Origin of the sequence: Pseudolysinimonas kribbensis (genome assembly GCF_030161895.1) — a bacterium.
Lineage (GTDB): Bacteria > Actinomycetota > Actinomycetes > Actinomycetales > Microbacteriaceae > Pseudolysinimonas > Pseudolysinimonas kribbensis.
Map to the genome: position 1 here is coordinate 2,491,469 of NZ_BSVB01000001.1, position 15,165 is coordinate 2,506,633.

Consider the following 15,165-nt stretch of genomic DNA (forward strand, 5'->3'; position numbering starts at 1 on the left):
GATCGCGGCCCAGAGCGTGCGGACCGAGTCGCCGGAGGCGAACAGGCCGTTCGGCGCGATCAGCAGCACGGCCACGACGACGACGAACGGGAACCAGTCGGACGCCTGCGAGCCGATGAACGTGTTCGCACCGACGGACAGGATGCCGAGCACGAGCCCGCCCCCATCGCGGCCGCCGGCCTCTCGATCCCGCCGATCATGAGCGCGATGAAGCCGAAGATCCCGTAGGTGTCGCCGAGGTACGGGTTCGAGAAGGTGATCGGACCGACCAGGATGCCCGCGACGCCCGCGAGCAACCCGCCGATCGCGAAGGCCGCGATCGCGAATCCGGTGACCCGGGCGCCGATCGCCGAGGCCATCTCGGGGTCGGCCGAGATGGCCTGTCCGAGTTTGCCGAACAGCGTCCGGCGCCGCACGAGCTCGAAGCCGACGAGCACGACGATCGCCACGATGATCGTGAGGAGCTCCTGCACGCTGATGCCCGCGCCGCCGATGTGCAGGTTGTCGCGGTTGAGGAGGGCGGGGAATCCCCGCGAGGTGGGACCCCAGATGATCGCCGCGAGCGACTGGAGCACGATCGCGACGCCGAGGGTGGAGACCAGCCAGGCGAAGCTGAACCGGTCGAAGCGCAGCACCGGGCGCACCGCGAGCAGGTAGATGAGGACGCCCGCCACGGTCGAGGCGAGCACGCCGACGACGACCGAGACGATGTCGGGCAGACCGGCTCGCGACAGGGCGGCGGTGATCATGATCGAGACCATGAGCAGCTGCCCCGTCGCGAAGTTGATCACCCGGGTGACGTAGAACACGATGGCGAACGCCATCGCCATCAGCCCGTAGACGGCGCCGATGGCGAGCCCGCTCAGGAGCACCTGCAGCAGCATCCCAGCCTTCTCTTCTCTGCGGTGAGTCGTGGTCGCGACGCTCGGCGCGCCCGGTCCTCCCGTCAGGGTACGGACCGGGCGCGCCGGGGTGACTACGTCAGGGGCTTCCAGGACTTGCTGGCCGGGTCGAACGAGACCATGGTCAGCTGCTCCTTGTTGATGGTCGTGTGCTGCTGCGGCGTGAAGGTCAGCTTGCCGGTCAGCCCGTCGAAGTCCGTGATGCTGTTCAGCTGCTTCTGCAGGCTCGGCGCCTCCGTGGACTTGCCCTGCTCGATGGCCTGCTTGAGCATGTAGATCGCGTCGTAGCTGAGCTCCGCGAACGGCGTCGACTCGGTGTTGAACTTGGCCTTGTAGTCGGCGCGGAACTTCGTCAGCTTGGCGTCGGGGTTCAGCCCGCTCGTGATGGTCGCCGAGATCATGCCGGCCGCCTGGTCCTTCGCGAGGTCGGAGAAGGTCGCGTCCGCGTTGGTCTCGTCATTGCCGAGGAAGGTGAACTTCGCGCCGAGCGCGTGGGCCTCCTGCACGAACGACGCCTGGTCCTGCGGCGTGAGCCAGATGTCGACGCAATCGGCGCCCGACGCCGTGATCTTGTCGATCTCGGACTTCAGGCCGACGGTCGCTCCGGTCGACCAGTTCTCGGTGATCGAGTCCTCGAGCGCGAGCTTCTTGCCCTTCGCGTCGTAGACCATCTTGATCCCGGCCAGGCCGCCGAGGCCGTAGCTCGAGGGGTCGTGCAGTACGGCGAGGCCGCCCTTGCAGTTCTTCAGGGCGTACTCGGCGATCGCACCGCCCCAGGCGAAGGTGTTCAGACTCGTCGAGAACGCGTACGGGTAGGGCGGCTGGTCCGGTCCCTTCGGGTAGACGGTCAGACCGCCGTCGTCGACGGCGCCGATCACCGGGATCTTCTTCTGGCTCGAGAGCGAGGCGGTGGTCGGACCCGTGTCGGGGGAGCCGACGATCGCGACGGCGCCCTCGCTGAGCAGCTTGTTGAACAGCGTGGATGACGTGGTCGCCGAGGCGCCGTCGTCGTGGCCGTCGAACTTGAGCTTCTTGCCGAGCACGCCGCCCTTCTTGTTGATCTCGTCGATCGCCATCTGGGTTCCGTTGAACACGGCCTGTCCGGTCGTGCCGTAGGCGCCCGTGGTGCCGGCGATGCCGCCGATCAGGATCGTTCCTCCGCCGGAGGACGAGCCGCCGCCGCCGGAACAGCCGGCGAGGACGAGTGCCGCCGCAGCGGCGAGGGCTCCGGTGAGGAGCAGGGACTTCTTCATGTGATGCACACCTCTCTGTGTCATGGATTGCGGGGGTGGAGCGGTGGTTCAGGGCGCGAGGTACCCGCCGTCGACGACCAGCGAGGTCCCGGTGACGTAGCTGGCCTCGTCACTGGCGAGGAACAGGGCGGCATAGGCGGTCTCGATCGGGATGCCCGGGCGCTTCACGGCCGTGCCCGCGATGAGCGCGGCGTTGATCTCCGGAGCCTGGTGCTCGTTCATCGGCGACAGGATGTAGCCCGGGTGCAGGGAGTTGCAGCGCACCCCGTCCTGACCGTGCGTGATCGCGACGTTCTTGCTGACGTTGAGGATCGCGCCCTTGGCGGCCTGATAGGCGTACGAGCTGTCGACACCCGCCAGGCCCCAGATCGAGGAGACGTTGACGATGGAGCCGGCCTTCTGCGCGATCATGTGCGGCAGCACCTCGCGCATCCCGTAGAAGATGCTCTTGAGGTCGACATCGAGCACCCGGTCGTAGATCTCGTCGGTCGTCTCGAGGATGGGCTCGTAGAGGCAGATCGCCGCGTTGTTGATGAGGATGTCGAGCCGTCCGTGCTCCGCGATGATCGCGTCGATCACGCTCTTCCACTCGTCCTTCTTCGTGATGTCGAGCTTCACGAAGGTGACGGGGCTGGTCTCGGCGCCCTCCGCGTCGAGGACGTCGGCCGCGATCACCGCGGTCGCGCCTTCGCGCATGAACAGCTCCGCCATCTCGCGGCCCTGCCCACGGGCGCCGCCGGTGATGAGGGCGATCTTGCCTTTCAGACGATCGACCATGTCGTGTGTCTCCGTTCTCTCGTGTCGTGCGGGGGATGCGTCAGGACGCCTTGGCGTACCGCCGGGCGAGGGTCGACAGCCCGACGGCCAGCACGAGGATGCCGCCCTTGAAGATCGGCTGGAACCAGGTCGGTGCTCCGAAGACGCTCAGTCCGTTGAAGGCGACCGCGATGATGAGGACGCCGACGAGCGTCCCGACGATGTGGAACTCGCCGTCGCGCAGCGTCGCCGAACCGAGGAACACGGCCGCGAACGCGTCGAGCAGGTAGCCGTCGGCCGCCGCGAGCGTGCCGGAGCCGAGCAGCGAGGAGAGCAGGATGCCGGTCCCGGCCGCGCAGATCCCGCTGACCGCGAACGCGAACGTCTTCACGCGGTCGACGCGGATGCCCGACAGGCGCGCGGCCTCGATGTTGCCGCCCACCGCCTGCATCTTCTGGCCGAGGGCGGTCTTGTTCAGCACGACCCAGAGCACCGCGAGCACGATGAGCATGATGAAGATCAGGTTCGGGATGCCGAAGATCAGGCGGCCGAGCGCGATCTGCGTGAAGTCGGCCGGGATCCCGGACGCGATCGGGAACTGGCTGTAGGCGAAACCCACGCCGGTCAGGATCGTGCCGATGCCGAGGGTGGCGATGACCGCGTTGATGCGCACCTTGGTGACGAGCAGGCCGTTGACCGTGCCGATCCCGGCTCCGATCGCCAGCATAAGGACGATCGCGATCACCACCGGGAGGTGGTTGTGCGCCATGAACCCGACCGACAGCAGGCCGGCGAAGCTCGCCGCGTAGCCGATGCTGAGGTCGAACTCGCCGACCACGAGGGTCATGGTCAGCCCGGCGGCGATGATCGCCGTCAGGGAGCCCTGACTGAGCACGTTGTAGAAGTTGGCCAGGCTGAGGAATCCGGTCGGCGACTTGATCGTGAAGACGATCAGCATGATCAGCAGCCCGATGAGGGTGCCGTAGCGCGACAGGATCAGCAGCGCGATGCGGCGCACGCTGCGCTGCACGGGCGCGACCTCGGCCGCGGTGTCCCTCCCGCGGACGCTGATGTCGGGGGTGTCGAGATCCGGGGCGCCCGCGGGAGCGGGCGTGGTCGAGGGCGTCATGCTGCTCCTTCGGGCTGCGGGGTCGGGAGGTCGTCGGTCGCGTAGGAGAGCTCGATGATGCGGGCCTCGCTGATCTCGTCGCCGATCAGCTCGCCGCTCACCTCGCCCTCGCGCATCACGACGATGCGGTCGCACAGGAGCGCGAGCTCCTCGACATCGGACGAGATGACGATGGTCCCGACGCCGTTGTCGGCGAGTTCGCGGATCGCCTGGTGGATCTGGCCGCGGGCGCCGATGTCGACTCCGCGCGAGGGCTCGTCGAGGAACAGCACCTTGATGCCGGGGCTGAGCCAGCGGGCGATGAGCGCCTTCTGCTGATTGCCCCCGGAGAGCCCGCCGATGGGCGTCGAGCCCCTGGCGTCTTGATGCTCAGTCGCTCGATCAGGTCGGCCGCCCGGGACTTCGACTTGCTGCCGCTGACGAACGGGAGCCAGGGGTGGTCAGCAGGTTGCGCAGCACGGCGATGTTCATGTTGTAGGCGACGGACTTCTCGAGCATGAGTCCCTCGGCGCGACGCTCCTCCGGAACGAGTCCGATGCCGTTGCGGACCGCTCGGGGCACGGAGCCCGAGCGCAGGGGAGTGCCGTCGAGCTCGAAGCGGCCGTCATCCAGCCGGTCGGCCCCGAAGGCGAGCCGGGCGAGCTCGCTGCGCCCCGCGCCGACGAGGCCGCCGAGCCCGAGCACCTCCCCGCGGTGGAGCTCGAACGAGACGCCGCGCACCCAGCGGCCGCGCCGCACGTTGCGCGCGGCGAACAGCGGGGTCGTGCTGCGGTCGATGTCGACCGCAGGGGGCCGGACGGCATCCGCGACCTCGGCGCCGACGATGGCGCGGATCAGGCCGCGCTTGTCGAGGCTGCCGCGTTCGGCGTGGTCGGTGACCCGTCCGTCCCGGAACACCGTGATCCGGTCGGAGAGGTCGAGCACCTCGTCGAGGCGGTGCGACACGTACAGGATCGCGACGCCGTCGTCGGCGAGGTCGCGGATGACCTTGAAGAGGTTCTGGCTCTCGTTGTCGGAGAGCGACGCGGTCGGCTCGTCCATCGCGATCATCGACGCGTTGCGCACGAGGGCCTTGCAGATCATGACGAGCCATCGCTCGGCGACGCTCAGCTCATCGACTCGACGGTCGAGCGGGAAGGTGATGCCGACGCGGGCGGCAGCCTCGGCGGCGGCACGGCGGGCGCGCTTGCGGTCGACGAAACCGGCACGCGTCGCCAGTCCCGTGCCGAGCACGATGTTCTGGACCGAGGTGAAGTGCGGCACCAGGTTCAGCTCCTGGTGGATGAAGGCGAACCCGGCCTGCTCGGCGTCGCGCGGGTTCGCGATCCGGGTCTCCGCACCGTCCAGGGTGACGACGCCCTCATCGGGCGCGGTCACCCCGGCGAGGCAGCGGATGAGCGTCGACTTGCCGGCGCCGTTGGCACCGACCAGGCCGTGGACCTCGCCGCGATGGATGTCGATGTCCACCGCGGCGAGGGCACGCGCCCCGCCGAACTGCTTGCTCAGGCTCCTGACGCGAAGCCAGGCACCGTTCTCCGACTGCACCGGTGCAGATCCCTTCTGGTGGGGCGGGCGATCGCTACTTGAGCGCGTCCGGGTGATCGGCGAGGAACTGGTCGATGTTGTCCTTGGTGACCGTGACACCCGGGACGTTGATCGTCTTCTGCTTCCACTTCGTGCCGGCCTTGAGCGCTCCGGCCGCCGACTCCATGAGCTGCTTGCCCTCGCTCACGCCGTCCTGCCAGACGACCTGCTCGAGAGTGCCGTCCTTGACCGCCTGCAGCGCCTGCGGGCCGCCGTTGATGGCGTAGACCTTCACATCGGTGCGGCCGGCCTGCTTCAGCGCCGCGATGGCGCCCATGGCCGGCTCGTCCCAGGAGCCCCAGATCGCCAGCGGGCCGCTGCCGGCCGGATGGTTGGCGAGCCACGCACTGGTGAAGTTCGTGCCGTCGTTGACCTGGCCGGGGATCGCGACCTCGTTGCGGGTCACCTTGATCCCGGACTCCTTCGCCATGGCCGCGTCGAACGCCTTGCCACGGTAGAGGCACAGGACACCGGTGTGATACGTGAGCGCCAGCACACTGCCCTTGTCGCCGAAGTCCTTGATCAGGTCATCGACGGACTGCTTGCCGACGGCCTCCGCGCTCGTGGTGGCGGCGATGCCGGGCACGAGCTCGCCGCCCCAGCTCACCACGGGGATGTCGGCGGCCTTGGCCGAGGCGAGGCCGGATCCCAGGGCGCTGGAGAGGAACGCCATGACGGCGATCGCGTCGACCTTCTGGGTGGTCGAGAAGGTCGTCATGGCGGCGTTCGCCTTGTCGACGGATCCCTGCGTGTCGGTGACGACGACCTTCCAGCCGTCCTTCTTGGCGACCTCGGTCGCCCCGTCGATCACGGCCTTGTTGAGGGCGTCCGTCGCGACGAGCGCGACGATTCCGAGGGTCTTCTGCTGACCGGATCCGGACCCGGCGTCGGACGAACCGCCTCCGGAGCCGCCGCTGCTGCACGCAGCCAGGCCGACGGCGATCACGACCGCCGCCGCCGCCGCAAGGATTCGCTTCATGGCACTTGCACCTCTTCTTCGAGTTGTCGCCGGGGCGGTCGGGTCCGATGAGCCGGCCGATCGCGGCATATGAAGTTTCATACGATATGACTGTCGGACAATCCTGCTCATTGTGCGAGCAGGCCGCGCTTCTTGTCAAGGACGCCCGGAGGACGGCTCCGGTCAGAGCGAGAGGAAGCCGCCGTCGATGACGAGCGACGTCCCGGTGATGTAGCTCGCCTCGTCGCTGGCCAGGAACAGCACGGCGTTGGCCACCTCCTCAGGCTGCCCGGGCCGGCCGAGCAGGGTGCCGTCGACGATCGACTGACTGATCGCCGGATCCTGATTCTCGGTCATGGGCGAGACGATGTAGCCGGGGTGGATCGAGTTGACGCGGACTCCGTCACGGCCGTGCGCGGCGGCCACGTTGCGCGACATGTTCAGGATCGAGCCCTTGGCCGCCTGGTAGGCGTGGGCGGACGGCACTCCGGCCAATCCCCAGATCGACGAGATGTTCACGATCGACGAGTTCCCGGTGGCGATGAGGTGCGGCAGGGCGGTGCGCATCCCGAGGAACAGCCCCTTGGAGTCGACGCCGTGCACCCGCTCCCAGATCTCCTCGGTGGTCTCGAGGATCGGTGTGTAGTCGATGATCCCCGCGTTGTTCACGAGGATGTCGAGGCGCCCGGCCTCGGAGACGACGCGGTCCACCGCCTGCTGCCACGAGTCGGCGAGCGTGACGTCGAGCCGCAGGAAGGTGACCGGACTGCTCTCCGCGTCATCGGCGTCCAGCACATCGCCCGCGTAGACGGTGGCTCCTTCTCGGGCGAGGAGCTCCGCCATGGCTCGTCCCTGACCGCGCGCTCCCCCGTGATCAGGGCGACTTTGCCGTCGACTCTGCCCATCGGTCGCATCTCCTTTGATGAGGTCCCAGCTCGCGCCGGGTCTGTACGATTGTCAGACGAAGTGCTTGCTTGTTTTGTCTGACGATCATATAGTCGGGCAAAGCGGCTCCCAGCGCAAGGATCGTGGAAACGAAGGAGATTCCCATGGCCGATGACGCCATCTCGATCTGGCAGGTCAAGTACGGCGAGCGCGTGGTTCGCAAGAGCGACGTGTTCCACGACTACGGGCAGTACGGGTTGCCCGACGGCGACCTCGACATGGACTACAACTTCTGGGTGCTGCGTCGCGGCGACGAGATCATGCTTCTCGACACCGGCTATGACATCCCGAAGAAGGACTGGCTCGGCGAGATCAGCGTGACGCCGACGCCGAAGGGCCTCGAGATCCTCGGGATCGACCCGAAGGACGTCACCCTCGTCATCACGAGCCACTTCCACTACGACCACATCGGCTACCTCGGACTGTTCGAGAACGCGACGGTGGTCTCAGGACAGCGGGAATGGGACTACTGGATCGGCAAGAAGAACGCGAACGAGCTCGAGGGCGAGTTCGCGACGACGGACGACCTCGAGCCCGTCGAGAAGGCGCACGCCGAGGGGCGGCTGCGGCTGATCTCCGAACCGACCGAGGTGGTGCCGGGGATCACCGTCTACCCGATCGGCGGCCACTGCCCCGGCGAACTGCTGACGAGGATCGAGACCGGATCCGGGTCGTACATCATGACCGTCGACGCTGCGCACTTCTACGAGCAGATCGAGCACGAGTGGCCGTTCTTCGCCTTCACCGACCTCGATGAGATGACGGCGGGGCTGAGCTTCATCAACCGGCTCGCGGCGGAGACCGGGTCGACGATCGTCCCGGGCCACGACGCTCGAGTGCGGGATCGCTTCCCGGCGGCCCCGGGCGCTGCGGGAGAGATCGCGACCGTCCTGGCATAGGGTCGCGCCCGAGTCCCCGGGCCGTGGTGGTGCGGCCCGGGATCACCCGCCGCCGGCGGGATCGTTCGGAATTCAGACAGAGGAGCACGATGGCCGACCAGTACCAGGTGGTGATCGCCAAACACGGCACGCGCCGCACGGTCCGCTCCGACGTGTTCCTCAACTACGCCCTGTACGGCGAGCCGGACGATCCGATCGGCATGGACTACTTCGTCTGGATCGCGCGCAATGCCGACCGCACCGTCGTGATCGACACCGGGTTCTCCGGTGCCGGCGGGCGCAAGCGCGGACGCGAGATCCTCGTCGAGGTCCCCGAGCTGTACCGCCGTCTCGGCGTCGACCCGTCGGGCGTCGAGGTGGTCGCGATCACCCATGCGCACTACGACCACATCGGCAACCTCGGCGTGTTCCCGAGCGCGCCGATCGTGCTGGCGCGGTCGGAATACGACTTCTGGACCGGTCCGCACGCGGGACGCCCGCTCTTCCACCACTCGGTCGAGGATGACGAGCTCGCCGGGCTGCGCTTTCTCGTCGACCAGGGCCGGGTCGAGCTCTTCCGCGAACGCCGTGAGCTCGCCCCCGGGATCGAGATCATCGAGGTCGGGGGCCACACGCCCGGGCAGAGCGTGGTCACGGTGCCGACGAGCGAGGGCGTGGTGCTGCTCGCGAGCGACGCCATCCATTACTACGAGGAGTACGAGCGGGCGATGCCCTTCACGTCGGTGGCCGACCTGGTCGGCATGTACGACTCGTTCGAGACGGTGCGCGGCATGGTGCAGCGCGGCGAGGTGCAGCACATCGTCTCGGGGCACGACCCGGGTACGCTCCAACGCTTCACCCCGGCGGACGGCGAGCTCACCGGATTGGTCGCGACGATCGGGGCGGCGGCATGACCGGGCGATTCGAGGGCAAGGTCGCCGTGGTGACCGGTGCCGCAGGGGCCTCGGTCGTGCCTCGGCGCAGCGCCTCGCCTCTGAGGGCGCCCACATCGTCGTCGTGGACATCGACGCCGACGCGGCGCACGAGGTCGCCGGATCGCTCGCGACGCCGTCCATCGCCGTTGCTGCCGACATCAGCGAGGAGGCAGCGGTCGCCCGCTACATCGACGCGGGCGTGGAGGCGTTCGGCCGGATCGACCTGCACCACCTCAACGCCGGCATCTTCGGATCCTTCGACCATCTCCCCGACCTCAGCGTCGACGAATTCGATCGCGTGATGGCGGTCAACGTGCGCGGTCAGTTCCTCGGCGTCCGCGCGGCTTTCCGGCAGTACCGCGGGCAGAGCCGGCCCTCCCAGGGCGCCATCGGGACCATCGCGGTCACGGGCTCGATCGCCGGTCTGACCGGATCGGCGGACCTGCTGCCGTACCACGTCTCCAAGCACGCCGTGCACGGCCTCGTCCATGCCGCCGCCGTCTACGGAGGTCCGATCGGCGTGCGGGTGAACGCGGTGGCGCCCGGCATCGTGCCGACCGAGCTGTTCGCCCGCGCCGCGACGGCGACGGGCGGCAAGAACGACATGGAGCAGCGCGCGTCGACGACGCCGCTGCGCCGTGCGGGCAGTCCGGAGGAGATCGCGGGCGTCGTCGCCTTCCTGCTCAGCGAGGACAGCGCGTACGTCACCGGCCAGATCGTGTCGGCCGACGGGGGAGCGACCGTCGTCAACACCGTGCGGCCCGCCGGCGGCGCGGGCGCGTGGGACCCCGCCGGGATCGACGCCGCCATGTACACGACAGCGGGAGAGAAGCAGCAGTCATGAGCAAGAACATCGGGTTCATCGGTCTCGGCAACATGGGCGGCCGGATGACCGGCTGCATCGTGCGCGCCGGGCAGGCCGTTCTCGGGTACGACGCGAAGACCGAGAACATCGCCGCGGCCGGCGCGACACCCGCCGACTCCGCCGCCGCCGTCATGGCGGGCGCGGACGTCGTGCTGCTGTCGCTGCCCGACAGCCGCGTCGTCGAGGCGGTGGTGTACGGCGACAGCGGCATCCTCGCGGCGGCCCGCGAGGGACAGGTCGTGATCGATCTCAGCACCTCGGCGCCCGACTCGACGCGGGCGATCGCCGCGGACTTCGCCGCGCGGGGCGTGCGATTCCTCGACGCCGGCATCTCGGGCGGTGCCGCCGCGGCCGAGAAGGGACAGCTCACGCTCATGGTCGGCGGCGATGCCGACGCCCTCGCCTCCGTCGACGACGTGCTCGGGTACTTCGCCTCGAACATCTTCCACATCGGCGAGAGCGGCGCCGGGCACACGACGAAGCTCCTGAACAACTTCCTCAACGCCGTCGCCCTCTCCGCGACGGCCGAGGTGATGGTGGCCGCCAAGAAGGCGGGACTCGACCTCGCGACCGTCCTCGATGTCTTCAACAAGAGTTCCGGTGTCAACTTCGCGACGATCAACCGGTTCCCCAAGATCATCACGGGCGACTACCTCAAGGGGGTCTGACGAACACCCTCATGCTCAAGGACGTCACGCTGTACGCCGACCTGGTCGCGCGGCTCGGCGTCGCCAGCCTCAATGCCTCGGGCCCGCTCGCGGCATTCGGGCTCGCGCGTGCCCTCGGCTATGCCGACGACATCAGCAACACCGTGGTCGACGCGATCGGCGACATCTCGGGCGGCGTCCGCCTGCACGACGGCGAGCGGAAGGAATCCCGATGATCATCGTCCCGCCCTCCCGGGCATCCGGGACCGCCGGCAAGCCGGGGTCCCAGTTCACCGGCGACGTGTATCCGTACGTCACCATGCCGTCGACCGATGGCGTCGTGATCAACACCGTGAACTTCACGCCGGGCGCCCGCACCTACTGGCACCGCCACGAGCGCGGTCAGATCCTGCAGGTGCTGGCCGGCCGGGGTCTCATCCAGTCGGAGGGCGACCCCGTCGCGGTGATCCGCGCCGGCGACACCGTCTGGGTCCCCGCCGGCGAACGCCACTGGCACGGTGCCGCCCCGGACTCCTACCTCATCCACACCGCCATCTCGCTCGGCACGACCGACTGGTCCGACCCCGTGTCGGACGAGGACTACGACCGCGCCCCGGACACCCAGGACTGACGATGACCGACGACACGACGCGCGACGACCTCTTCGAACGCGGTATGGACATGCGCCGTCAGGTGCTGGGCGCCGATCACGTGGAGCGCTCGATGGCCAACGTCAGCGACTTCTCGCGCCCCATTCAGGAATTCGTCACCGAATACTGCTGGGGGTGGTCTGGAGCGACGACGGCCTCGAGCCGAAGACGCGGAGCATGCTCAACCTCGCCATGCTGACCGCCCTCAACCGCTCGCACGAGCTCGGAGTGCACGTGCGCGGCGCCCTCAACAACGGAGTCACCGAAGCCGAGATCCAGCAGGTCCTCCTGCAGACCGCCGTCTACGTCGGCGTTCCGGCGGCGCTCGAGTCCTTCCGCGTCGCCGAGAAGGTCATCAAGGAGTTCCACGCGAATGCCTGAGCAGATCGGGTTCGTCGGCCTCGGGAACATGGGGCACCCGATGACCTCGCGGCTGGTCGGAGCCGGACATCGCGTCCGGGCCTACGACGTCGCCGAAGCGGCACGCGCGAGGGCGGTCGAGGCCGGGGCCGTCGAGGCCGCCACGCTCGCGGCCGCGGCGGACGACGCGGACCTGGTCGTCCTGATGCTGCCCAACTCCGACATCGTCGAGCAGGTCGTCACGGATCCGGGCTTCGCCCAGGCGCTGTCGCCCGGCACCACGGTGATCGACATGAGCTCATCGGAGCCGTTGCGCACCCGTGCGCTGGCGGCGCGGTTGGCCGAGCGCGGCATCCGCATGGTCGACGCGCCCGTCTCGGGCGGGGTGAAGGGCGCCGAGAGGGGCGCGCTCACGATCATGGTCGGCGGCGATGACGCGGACGTCGCGCGCGTGATGCCCGTGCTCGAGACCCTCGGCCGACCGGTGCACGCAGGGGCGATCGGATCGGGCCATGCCGTGAAGGCCCTCAACAATCTGCTGTCGGCGACCCACCTGTGGGTCACGAGCGAGGCGATCGAGGCCGGCCGGCGCTTCGGTCTCGACCCGGAGGTCATGCTCGCCGTCTTCAACGGCTCGAGCGGCCGCAGTGGGTCGACCGAGAACAAGTGGCCCAACTTCATCCTGCCGGGCACGTTCGACTCGGGATTCGGGCTCCGGCTCATGCTGAAGGACATGCGGATCGCGGTCCAGCTCGCCCAGCAGTCCGGGGCCCCCAGTCGGCTGGGCGCCGACGCGGTCGATCTCTGGGCAGAGGCCGCCGACGGGCTGCCGGCCACCGCGGACCACACCGAGGTCGCGCGCTGGATCGCCGACGAAGGAGCCGGATGACGCGCTGACACTCCCGGAGAGATCGTATGACGATGCAGCAAGACCCGTCCTTATAGTGAGAGCCATGCCATCCACCAACTCCCTCGCAGGCTCATGGACCGCAGAGCCCATGGGCCGCGTTGCGGCGCCTCTTCGCGAGCAGGTGATCGCCGCCCTGCGGCAGGCCATCCTCGACTTCCAGCTCAAGCCCGGCCAGCGTCTGGTCGAGCGCGAGCTGATCGAGCAGCTCGGCGTGAGCCGGACCACGATCCGCGAAGCGCTGCGTGAGCTGACGTCGGAGGGGTTGGTCACCGTGGTGCCGCAGCGCGGGGCCATGGTGAGCGCACCATCGCTCGAGGAGGCGATCGACCTGTACGAGGTGCGTGCCTCGCTCGAGTCGCTCGTGGTGCAGCATTTCGTGGAGCGCGCGAGCGACGAGGAGATCGACAAGCTGCGCGAGACCGTGCGCGACGTGGCCAAGGTCGCCGAGAAGACCGCCGACACGCGTGAGATCCTCGGCGCCAAGGATGCCTTCTATCTCGTGCTGATCGCCGGCGCACGCAGTGCCGCGCTGCAGCAGCTCATCGAGGGGATCCAGGCGCGCGTGCAGGTGCTGCGCGCCACCTCCTCTCGGAGCAGGGACGGCCGCACGAGATGGTGGCCGAGCTCGAGGCCATCGTCGACGCGATCGCGGCGCGCGACGCCCCGCTGGCCTCGAAGCTCACGGCGGAGCACATCCGCAAGGCGTCGGTCACCGCGCTGCACAGTCTGCGCGAGGCCGAAGCGGTCTAGGCCCGCACGATCTCTCCTCTCATTCCGCATGTGAAGACGAGGAAAGGAAACACGATGGAGCTCACCGCCCGTCAGCAGGAGGTCAAGGATCGGTTCATCCAGGTGCGCGGCACCTGGGGCGACACGTGGGAGGCCATGCTCCGACTCGACCCGGAGTTCCTGCTCGCCTATCTGGACTTCTCGGCCGTGCCATGGCGCAAGGGCCACCTCGACACCAAGACGAGGAGTTCATCTACATCGTCGTGGATGCCGCGGCGACCCACATGTACGCGCCGGGGGTGCGCCAGCACATCAAGGCGGCGCTCGCCGCGGGTGCGACACCGCAGGAGATCATGGAGGTGCTCGAGTGCACCGCCACCCTCAGCATCCACGCCATGAACGTCGGCGTCCCGGTGCTCACCGAGGTGCTGGCTGAGAGGGGCATCCGCACCGACGCCGCGCCCCTGAACGAGTATCAGGAACGGCTCAAAGCGGAGTTCACGCAGAAGCGCGGCTACTGGAACCCCACGTGGGACGAGATGCTCGAGCTCGACCCGGAGCTCTTCGACGCCTACACCGCGTTCTCCTCCCACCCCTGGACCCACGGCACGCTCTCGCCCAAGGTGCGGGAGTTCATCTACATGGCGTTCGACACCTCTGCCACGCATCTCTACAAGGTGGGCCTCAAGCTGCATATCGAGAACGCCCTCGGCTATGGCGCGACGATCGGCGAGGTCCTCGAGGTCATGGAGGTCGCGAGCGTGATCGGCATCCACTCGGTCGCGATGGGCGCTCCGATCCTGCTGGAGGAGATCGCGGCGCTCGCCGGCGACGACTAGGGGCGGTTCAGAGGGCGATGCCGCGCTCGCGGAGCTCCTGCGCGACGATCGGCATCGCCGTCTCGACCGCGTCCAGGCCCAGGGCGGACGAGATCTCCATGACCTCGAGGATCTGCTCGACCGTGGCGCCGTGGTTCAGCGCGTTGCGGATGTGGAGCTTCGTGCCGGGCACGTAGAGATGGGTCGCGGCGATGTCGTAGCTGATGTAGATCAGCTCCTTCTCGGCGGGAGTGAGGGGACCGGTCCGCCACGGCACCGTGGAGAAGTCGGTGTAGGCCGCGAACATCTCGGGGTCGAGTTCGAGCATCTCGTTCCAGAAGTCGTGCCAGTACCCGCGCACGCGTGTGAACTCGGCCTTGAGCTCCTCCTGGCGGGCGGTCAGCGGCGACGGTCCGGTGCGACCGCGCTCCTCGAGTACCTCGACGAGCAGCGGGACCCCGATGTTCATGGTGTGGATTCCGAGCGTGGAGGCGAGCTCGAGCACCTCGAGGATCTCGTGCGGGGTTGCGCCCTCGTCGAGTGCCGCCCGCACGTGAGGCAGGATCCGCGGGACGTTGAGGTGGGTCGCCGCGGCGTTGACCGAGATGCGGCACAGCGCATGGAACTTCGCCGACAGGTGGCGCTTGAGGGTGGGCACCTGCCGCAACGCGATCGAGGCGGCCACGAAGTCCGGGTCGATGCGCAGCGCCGCCTCCCAGCCCTCGCTCCACGCCTCCTCGCCGTACGCCTCCAGGGCACGGGCCTTGATGTTCTCCTGCTGGTCGCTCAACGGCATGGCGGCTCCTCCTCGAGACGGGTCACCTCGAATATATGACCGTCATACAA

General features: G+C 68.4%; 19 protein-coding genes. 10 read left to right on the forward strand and 9 right to left on the reverse strand.

Features of this window, described 5'->3' with window-relative positions:
* Positions 1–59: 59 nt before the first annotated feature.
* The 8 genes from QQK35_RS13790 to QQK35_RS13825 all read right to left on the reverse strand — a co-directional run bounded on the left by QQK35_RS13790 (position 60) and on the right by QQK35_RS13825 (position 7,506).
* Complete coding sequence (locus tag QQK35_RS13790) at positions 60–884, reverse strand: branched-chain amino acid ABC transporter permease (RefSeq protein WP_284254677.1); 825 nt, start codon at positions 882–884, stop codon at positions 60–62.
* A gap of 92 nt (positions 885–976) precedes the next feature.
* Positions 977–2,155: an ABC transporter substrate-binding protein gene (locus QQK35_RS13795; RefSeq protein WP_284254678.1), complete on the reverse strand. Its 1,179-nt coding sequence runs from the start codon at positions 2,153–2,155 to the stop codon at positions 977–979.
* Positions 2,156–2,203: 48 nt separating this feature from the next.
* Positions 2,204–2,932, reverse strand: a complete 729-nt coding sequence (locus QQK35_RS13800) for an SDR family NAD(P)-dependent oxidoreductase (protein ID WP_284254679.1) — start codon at positions 2,930–2,932, stop codon at positions 2,204–2,206.
* A 40-nt stretch (positions 2,933–2,972) separates the two neighbouring features.
* Positions 2,973–4,040 (reverse strand): ABC transporter permease, encoded by a 1,068-nt coding sequence (locus QQK35_RS13805; protein ID WP_284254680.1) that lies wholly within the window; start codon positions 4,038–4,040, stop codon positions 2,973–2,975.
* Positions 4,037–4,312, reverse strand: a complete 276-nt coding sequence (locus QQK35_RS13810; RefSeq protein ID WP_284254681.1) for a hypothetical protein — start codon at positions 4,310–4,312, stop codon at positions 4,037–4,039. The genes QQK35_RS13805 and QQK35_RS13810 overlap by 4 nt, the downstream gene beginning before the upstream one ends.
* A 109-nt stretch (positions 4,313–4,421) precedes the next feature.
* Positions 4,422–5,585, reverse strand: a complete 1,164-nt coding sequence (locus QQK35_RS13815; protein ID WP_284254682.1) for an ATP-binding cassette domain-containing protein — start codon at positions 5,583–5,585, stop codon at positions 4,422–4,424.
* Between the two features lie 34 nt (positions 5,586–5,619).
* On the reverse strand, positions 5,620–6,603 hold the full coding sequence (locus QQK35_RS13820) for a sugar ABC transporter substrate-binding protein (RefSeq protein WP_284254683.1): 984 nt from the start codon (positions 6,601–6,603) through the stop codon (positions 5,620–5,622).
* A gap of 162 nt (positions 6,604–6,765) precedes the next feature.
* Complete coding sequence (locus tag QQK35_RS13825) at positions 6,766–7,506, reverse strand: SDR family NAD(P)-dependent oxidoreductase (protein ID WP_284255708.1); 741 nt, start codon at positions 7,504–7,506, stop codon at positions 6,766–6,768.
* Between the two features lie 125 nt (positions 7,507–7,631).
* Here QQK35_RS13825 and QQK35_RS13830 point away from each other — a divergent pair, with 125 nt between their 5' ends.
* From QQK35_RS13830 to QQK35_RS13875, 10 genes are all read left to right on the forward strand, one after another.
* Positions 7,632–8,426, forward strand: a complete 795-nt coding sequence (locus tag QQK35_RS13830; RefSeq protein ID WP_284254684.1) for an N-acyl homoserine lactonase family protein — start codon at positions 7,632–7,634, stop codon at positions 8,424–8,426.
* An 89-nt stretch (positions 8,427–8,515) separates the two neighbouring features.
* A complete protein-coding gene (locus QQK35_RS13835; RefSeq protein WP_284254685.1) occupies positions 8,516–9,319 on the forward strand; it encodes an N-acyl homoserine lactonase family protein in 804 nt (267 codons plus the stop codon).
* A 7-nt stretch (positions 9,320–9,326) separates the two neighbouring features.
* Entirely contained in the window at positions 9,327–10,184 is an 858-nt protein-coding gene (locus QQK35_RS13840) for an SDR family NAD(P)-dependent oxidoreductase (RefSeq protein ID WP_284255709.1), read from the forward strand.
* Positions 10,181–10,873: an NAD(P)-dependent oxidoreductase gene (locus QQK35_RS13845; RefSeq protein ID WP_284254686.1), complete on the forward strand. Its 693-nt coding sequence runs from the start codon at positions 10,181–10,183 to the stop codon at positions 10,871–10,873. Before QQK35_RS13840 ends, QQK35_RS13845 begins: the two co-directional genes overlap by 4 nt.
* An 11-nt stretch (positions 10,874–10,884) precedes the next feature.
* Positions 10,885–11,088 (forward strand): hypothetical protein, encoded by a 204-nt coding sequence (locus QQK35_RS13850; RefSeq protein ID WP_284254687.1) that lies wholly within the window; start codon positions 10,885–10,887, stop codon positions 11,086–11,088.
* Positions 11,085–11,483, forward strand: a complete 399-nt coding sequence (locus tag QQK35_RS13855) for a cupin domain-containing protein (RefSeq protein ID WP_284254688.1) — start codon at positions 11,085–11,087, stop codon at positions 11,481–11,483. Before QQK35_RS13850 ends, QQK35_RS13855 begins: the two co-directional genes overlap by 4 nt.
* Before the next feature lie 154 nt (positions 11,484–11,637).
* Positions 11,638–11,883 carry a carboxymuconolactone decarboxylase family protein gene (locus tag QQK35_RS13860; protein ID WP_284254689.1) on the forward strand — a complete coding sequence of 82 codons (246 nt, stop codon included), beginning with the start codon at positions 11,638–11,640 and terminating at the stop codon, positions 11,881–11,883.
* Entirely contained in the window at positions 11,876–12,751 is an 876-nt protein-coding gene (locus QQK35_RS13865) for an NAD(P)-dependent oxidoreductase (RefSeq protein WP_284254690.1), read from the forward strand. The genes QQK35_RS13860 and QQK35_RS13865 overlap by 8 nt, the downstream gene beginning before the upstream one ends.
* 64 nt (positions 12,752–12,815) lie before the next feature.
* Positions 12,816–13,556 carry a GntR family transcriptional regulator gene (locus QQK35_RS13870; protein WP_284254691.1) on the forward strand — a complete coding sequence of 247 codons (741 nt, stop codon included), beginning with the start codon at positions 12,816–12,818 and terminating at the stop codon, positions 13,554–13,556.
* A gap of 91 nt (positions 13,557–13,647) precedes the next feature.
* Complete coding sequence (locus tag QQK35_RS13875) at positions 13,648–14,340, forward strand: carboxymuconolactone decarboxylase family protein (protein WP_284254692.1); 693 nt, start codon at positions 13,648–13,650, stop codon at positions 14,338–14,340.
* A gap of 7 nt (positions 14,341–14,347) precedes the next feature.
* Here the strand turns inward: QQK35_RS13875 and QQK35_RS13880 are convergent, their stop codons facing one another.
* Positions 14,348–15,115, reverse strand: a complete 768-nt coding sequence (locus QQK35_RS13880; RefSeq protein WP_284254693.1) for a carboxymuconolactone decarboxylase family protein — start codon at positions 15,113–15,115, stop codon at positions 14,348–14,350.
* Between the last annotated feature and the right edge of the window lie 50 nt (positions 15,116–15,165).

Bases quoted from the DNA above. Each gene is read 5' to 3' on its own strand.
- QQK35_RS13790 (WP_284254677.1), bottom strand. From the start codon at position 884: ATGCTGCTGCAGGTGCTCCTGAGCGGGCTCGCCATCGGCGCCGTCTAC.
- QQK35_RS13795 (WP_284254678.1), bottom strand. From the start codon at position 2,155: ATGAAGAAGTCCCTGCTCCTCACCGGAGCCCTCGCCGCTGCGGCGGCA.
- QQK35_RS13800 (WP_284254679.1), bottom strand. From the start codon at position 2,932: ATGGTCGATCGTCTGAAAGGCAAGATCGCCCTCATCACCGGCGGCGCC.
- QQK35_RS13805 (WP_284254680.1), bottom strand. From the start codon at position 4,040: ATGACGCCCTCGACCACGCCCGCTCCCGCGGGCGCCCCGGATCTCGAC.
- QQK35_RS13820 (WP_284254683.1), bottom strand. From the start codon at position 6,603: ATGAAGCGAATCCTTGCGGCGGCGGCGGCGGTCGTGATCGCCGTCGGC.
- QQK35_RS13830 (WP_284254684.1), top strand. From the start codon at position 7,632: ATGGCCGATGACGCCATCTCGATCTGGCAGGTCAAGTACGGCGAGCGC.
- QQK35_RS13835 (WP_284254685.1), top strand. From the start codon at position 8,516: ATGGCCGACCAGTACCAGGTGGTGATCGCCAAACACGGCACGCGCCGC.
- QQK35_RS13845 (WP_284254686.1), top strand. From the start codon at position 10,181: ATGAGCAAGAACATCGGGTTCATCGGTCTCGGCAACATGGGCGGCCGG.
- QQK35_RS13850 (WP_284254687.1), top strand. From the start codon at position 10,885: ATGCTCAAGGACGTCACGCTGTACGCCGACCTGGTCGCGCGGCTCGGC.
- QQK35_RS13855 (WP_284254688.1), top strand. From the start codon at position 11,085: ATGATCATCGTCCCGCCCTCCCGGGCATCCGGGACCGCCGGCAAGCCG.
- QQK35_RS13865 (WP_284254690.1), top strand. From the start codon at position 11,876: ATGCCTGAGCAGATCGGGTTCGTCGGCCTCGGGAACATGGGGCACCCG.
- QQK35_RS13870 (WP_284254691.1), top strand. From the start codon at position 12,816: ATGCCATCCACCAACTCCCTCGCAGGCTCATGGACCGCAGAGCCCATG.
- QQK35_RS13880 (WP_284254693.1), bottom strand. From the start codon at position 15,115: ATGCCGTTGAGCGACCAGCAGGAGAACATCAAGGCCCGTGCCCTGGAG.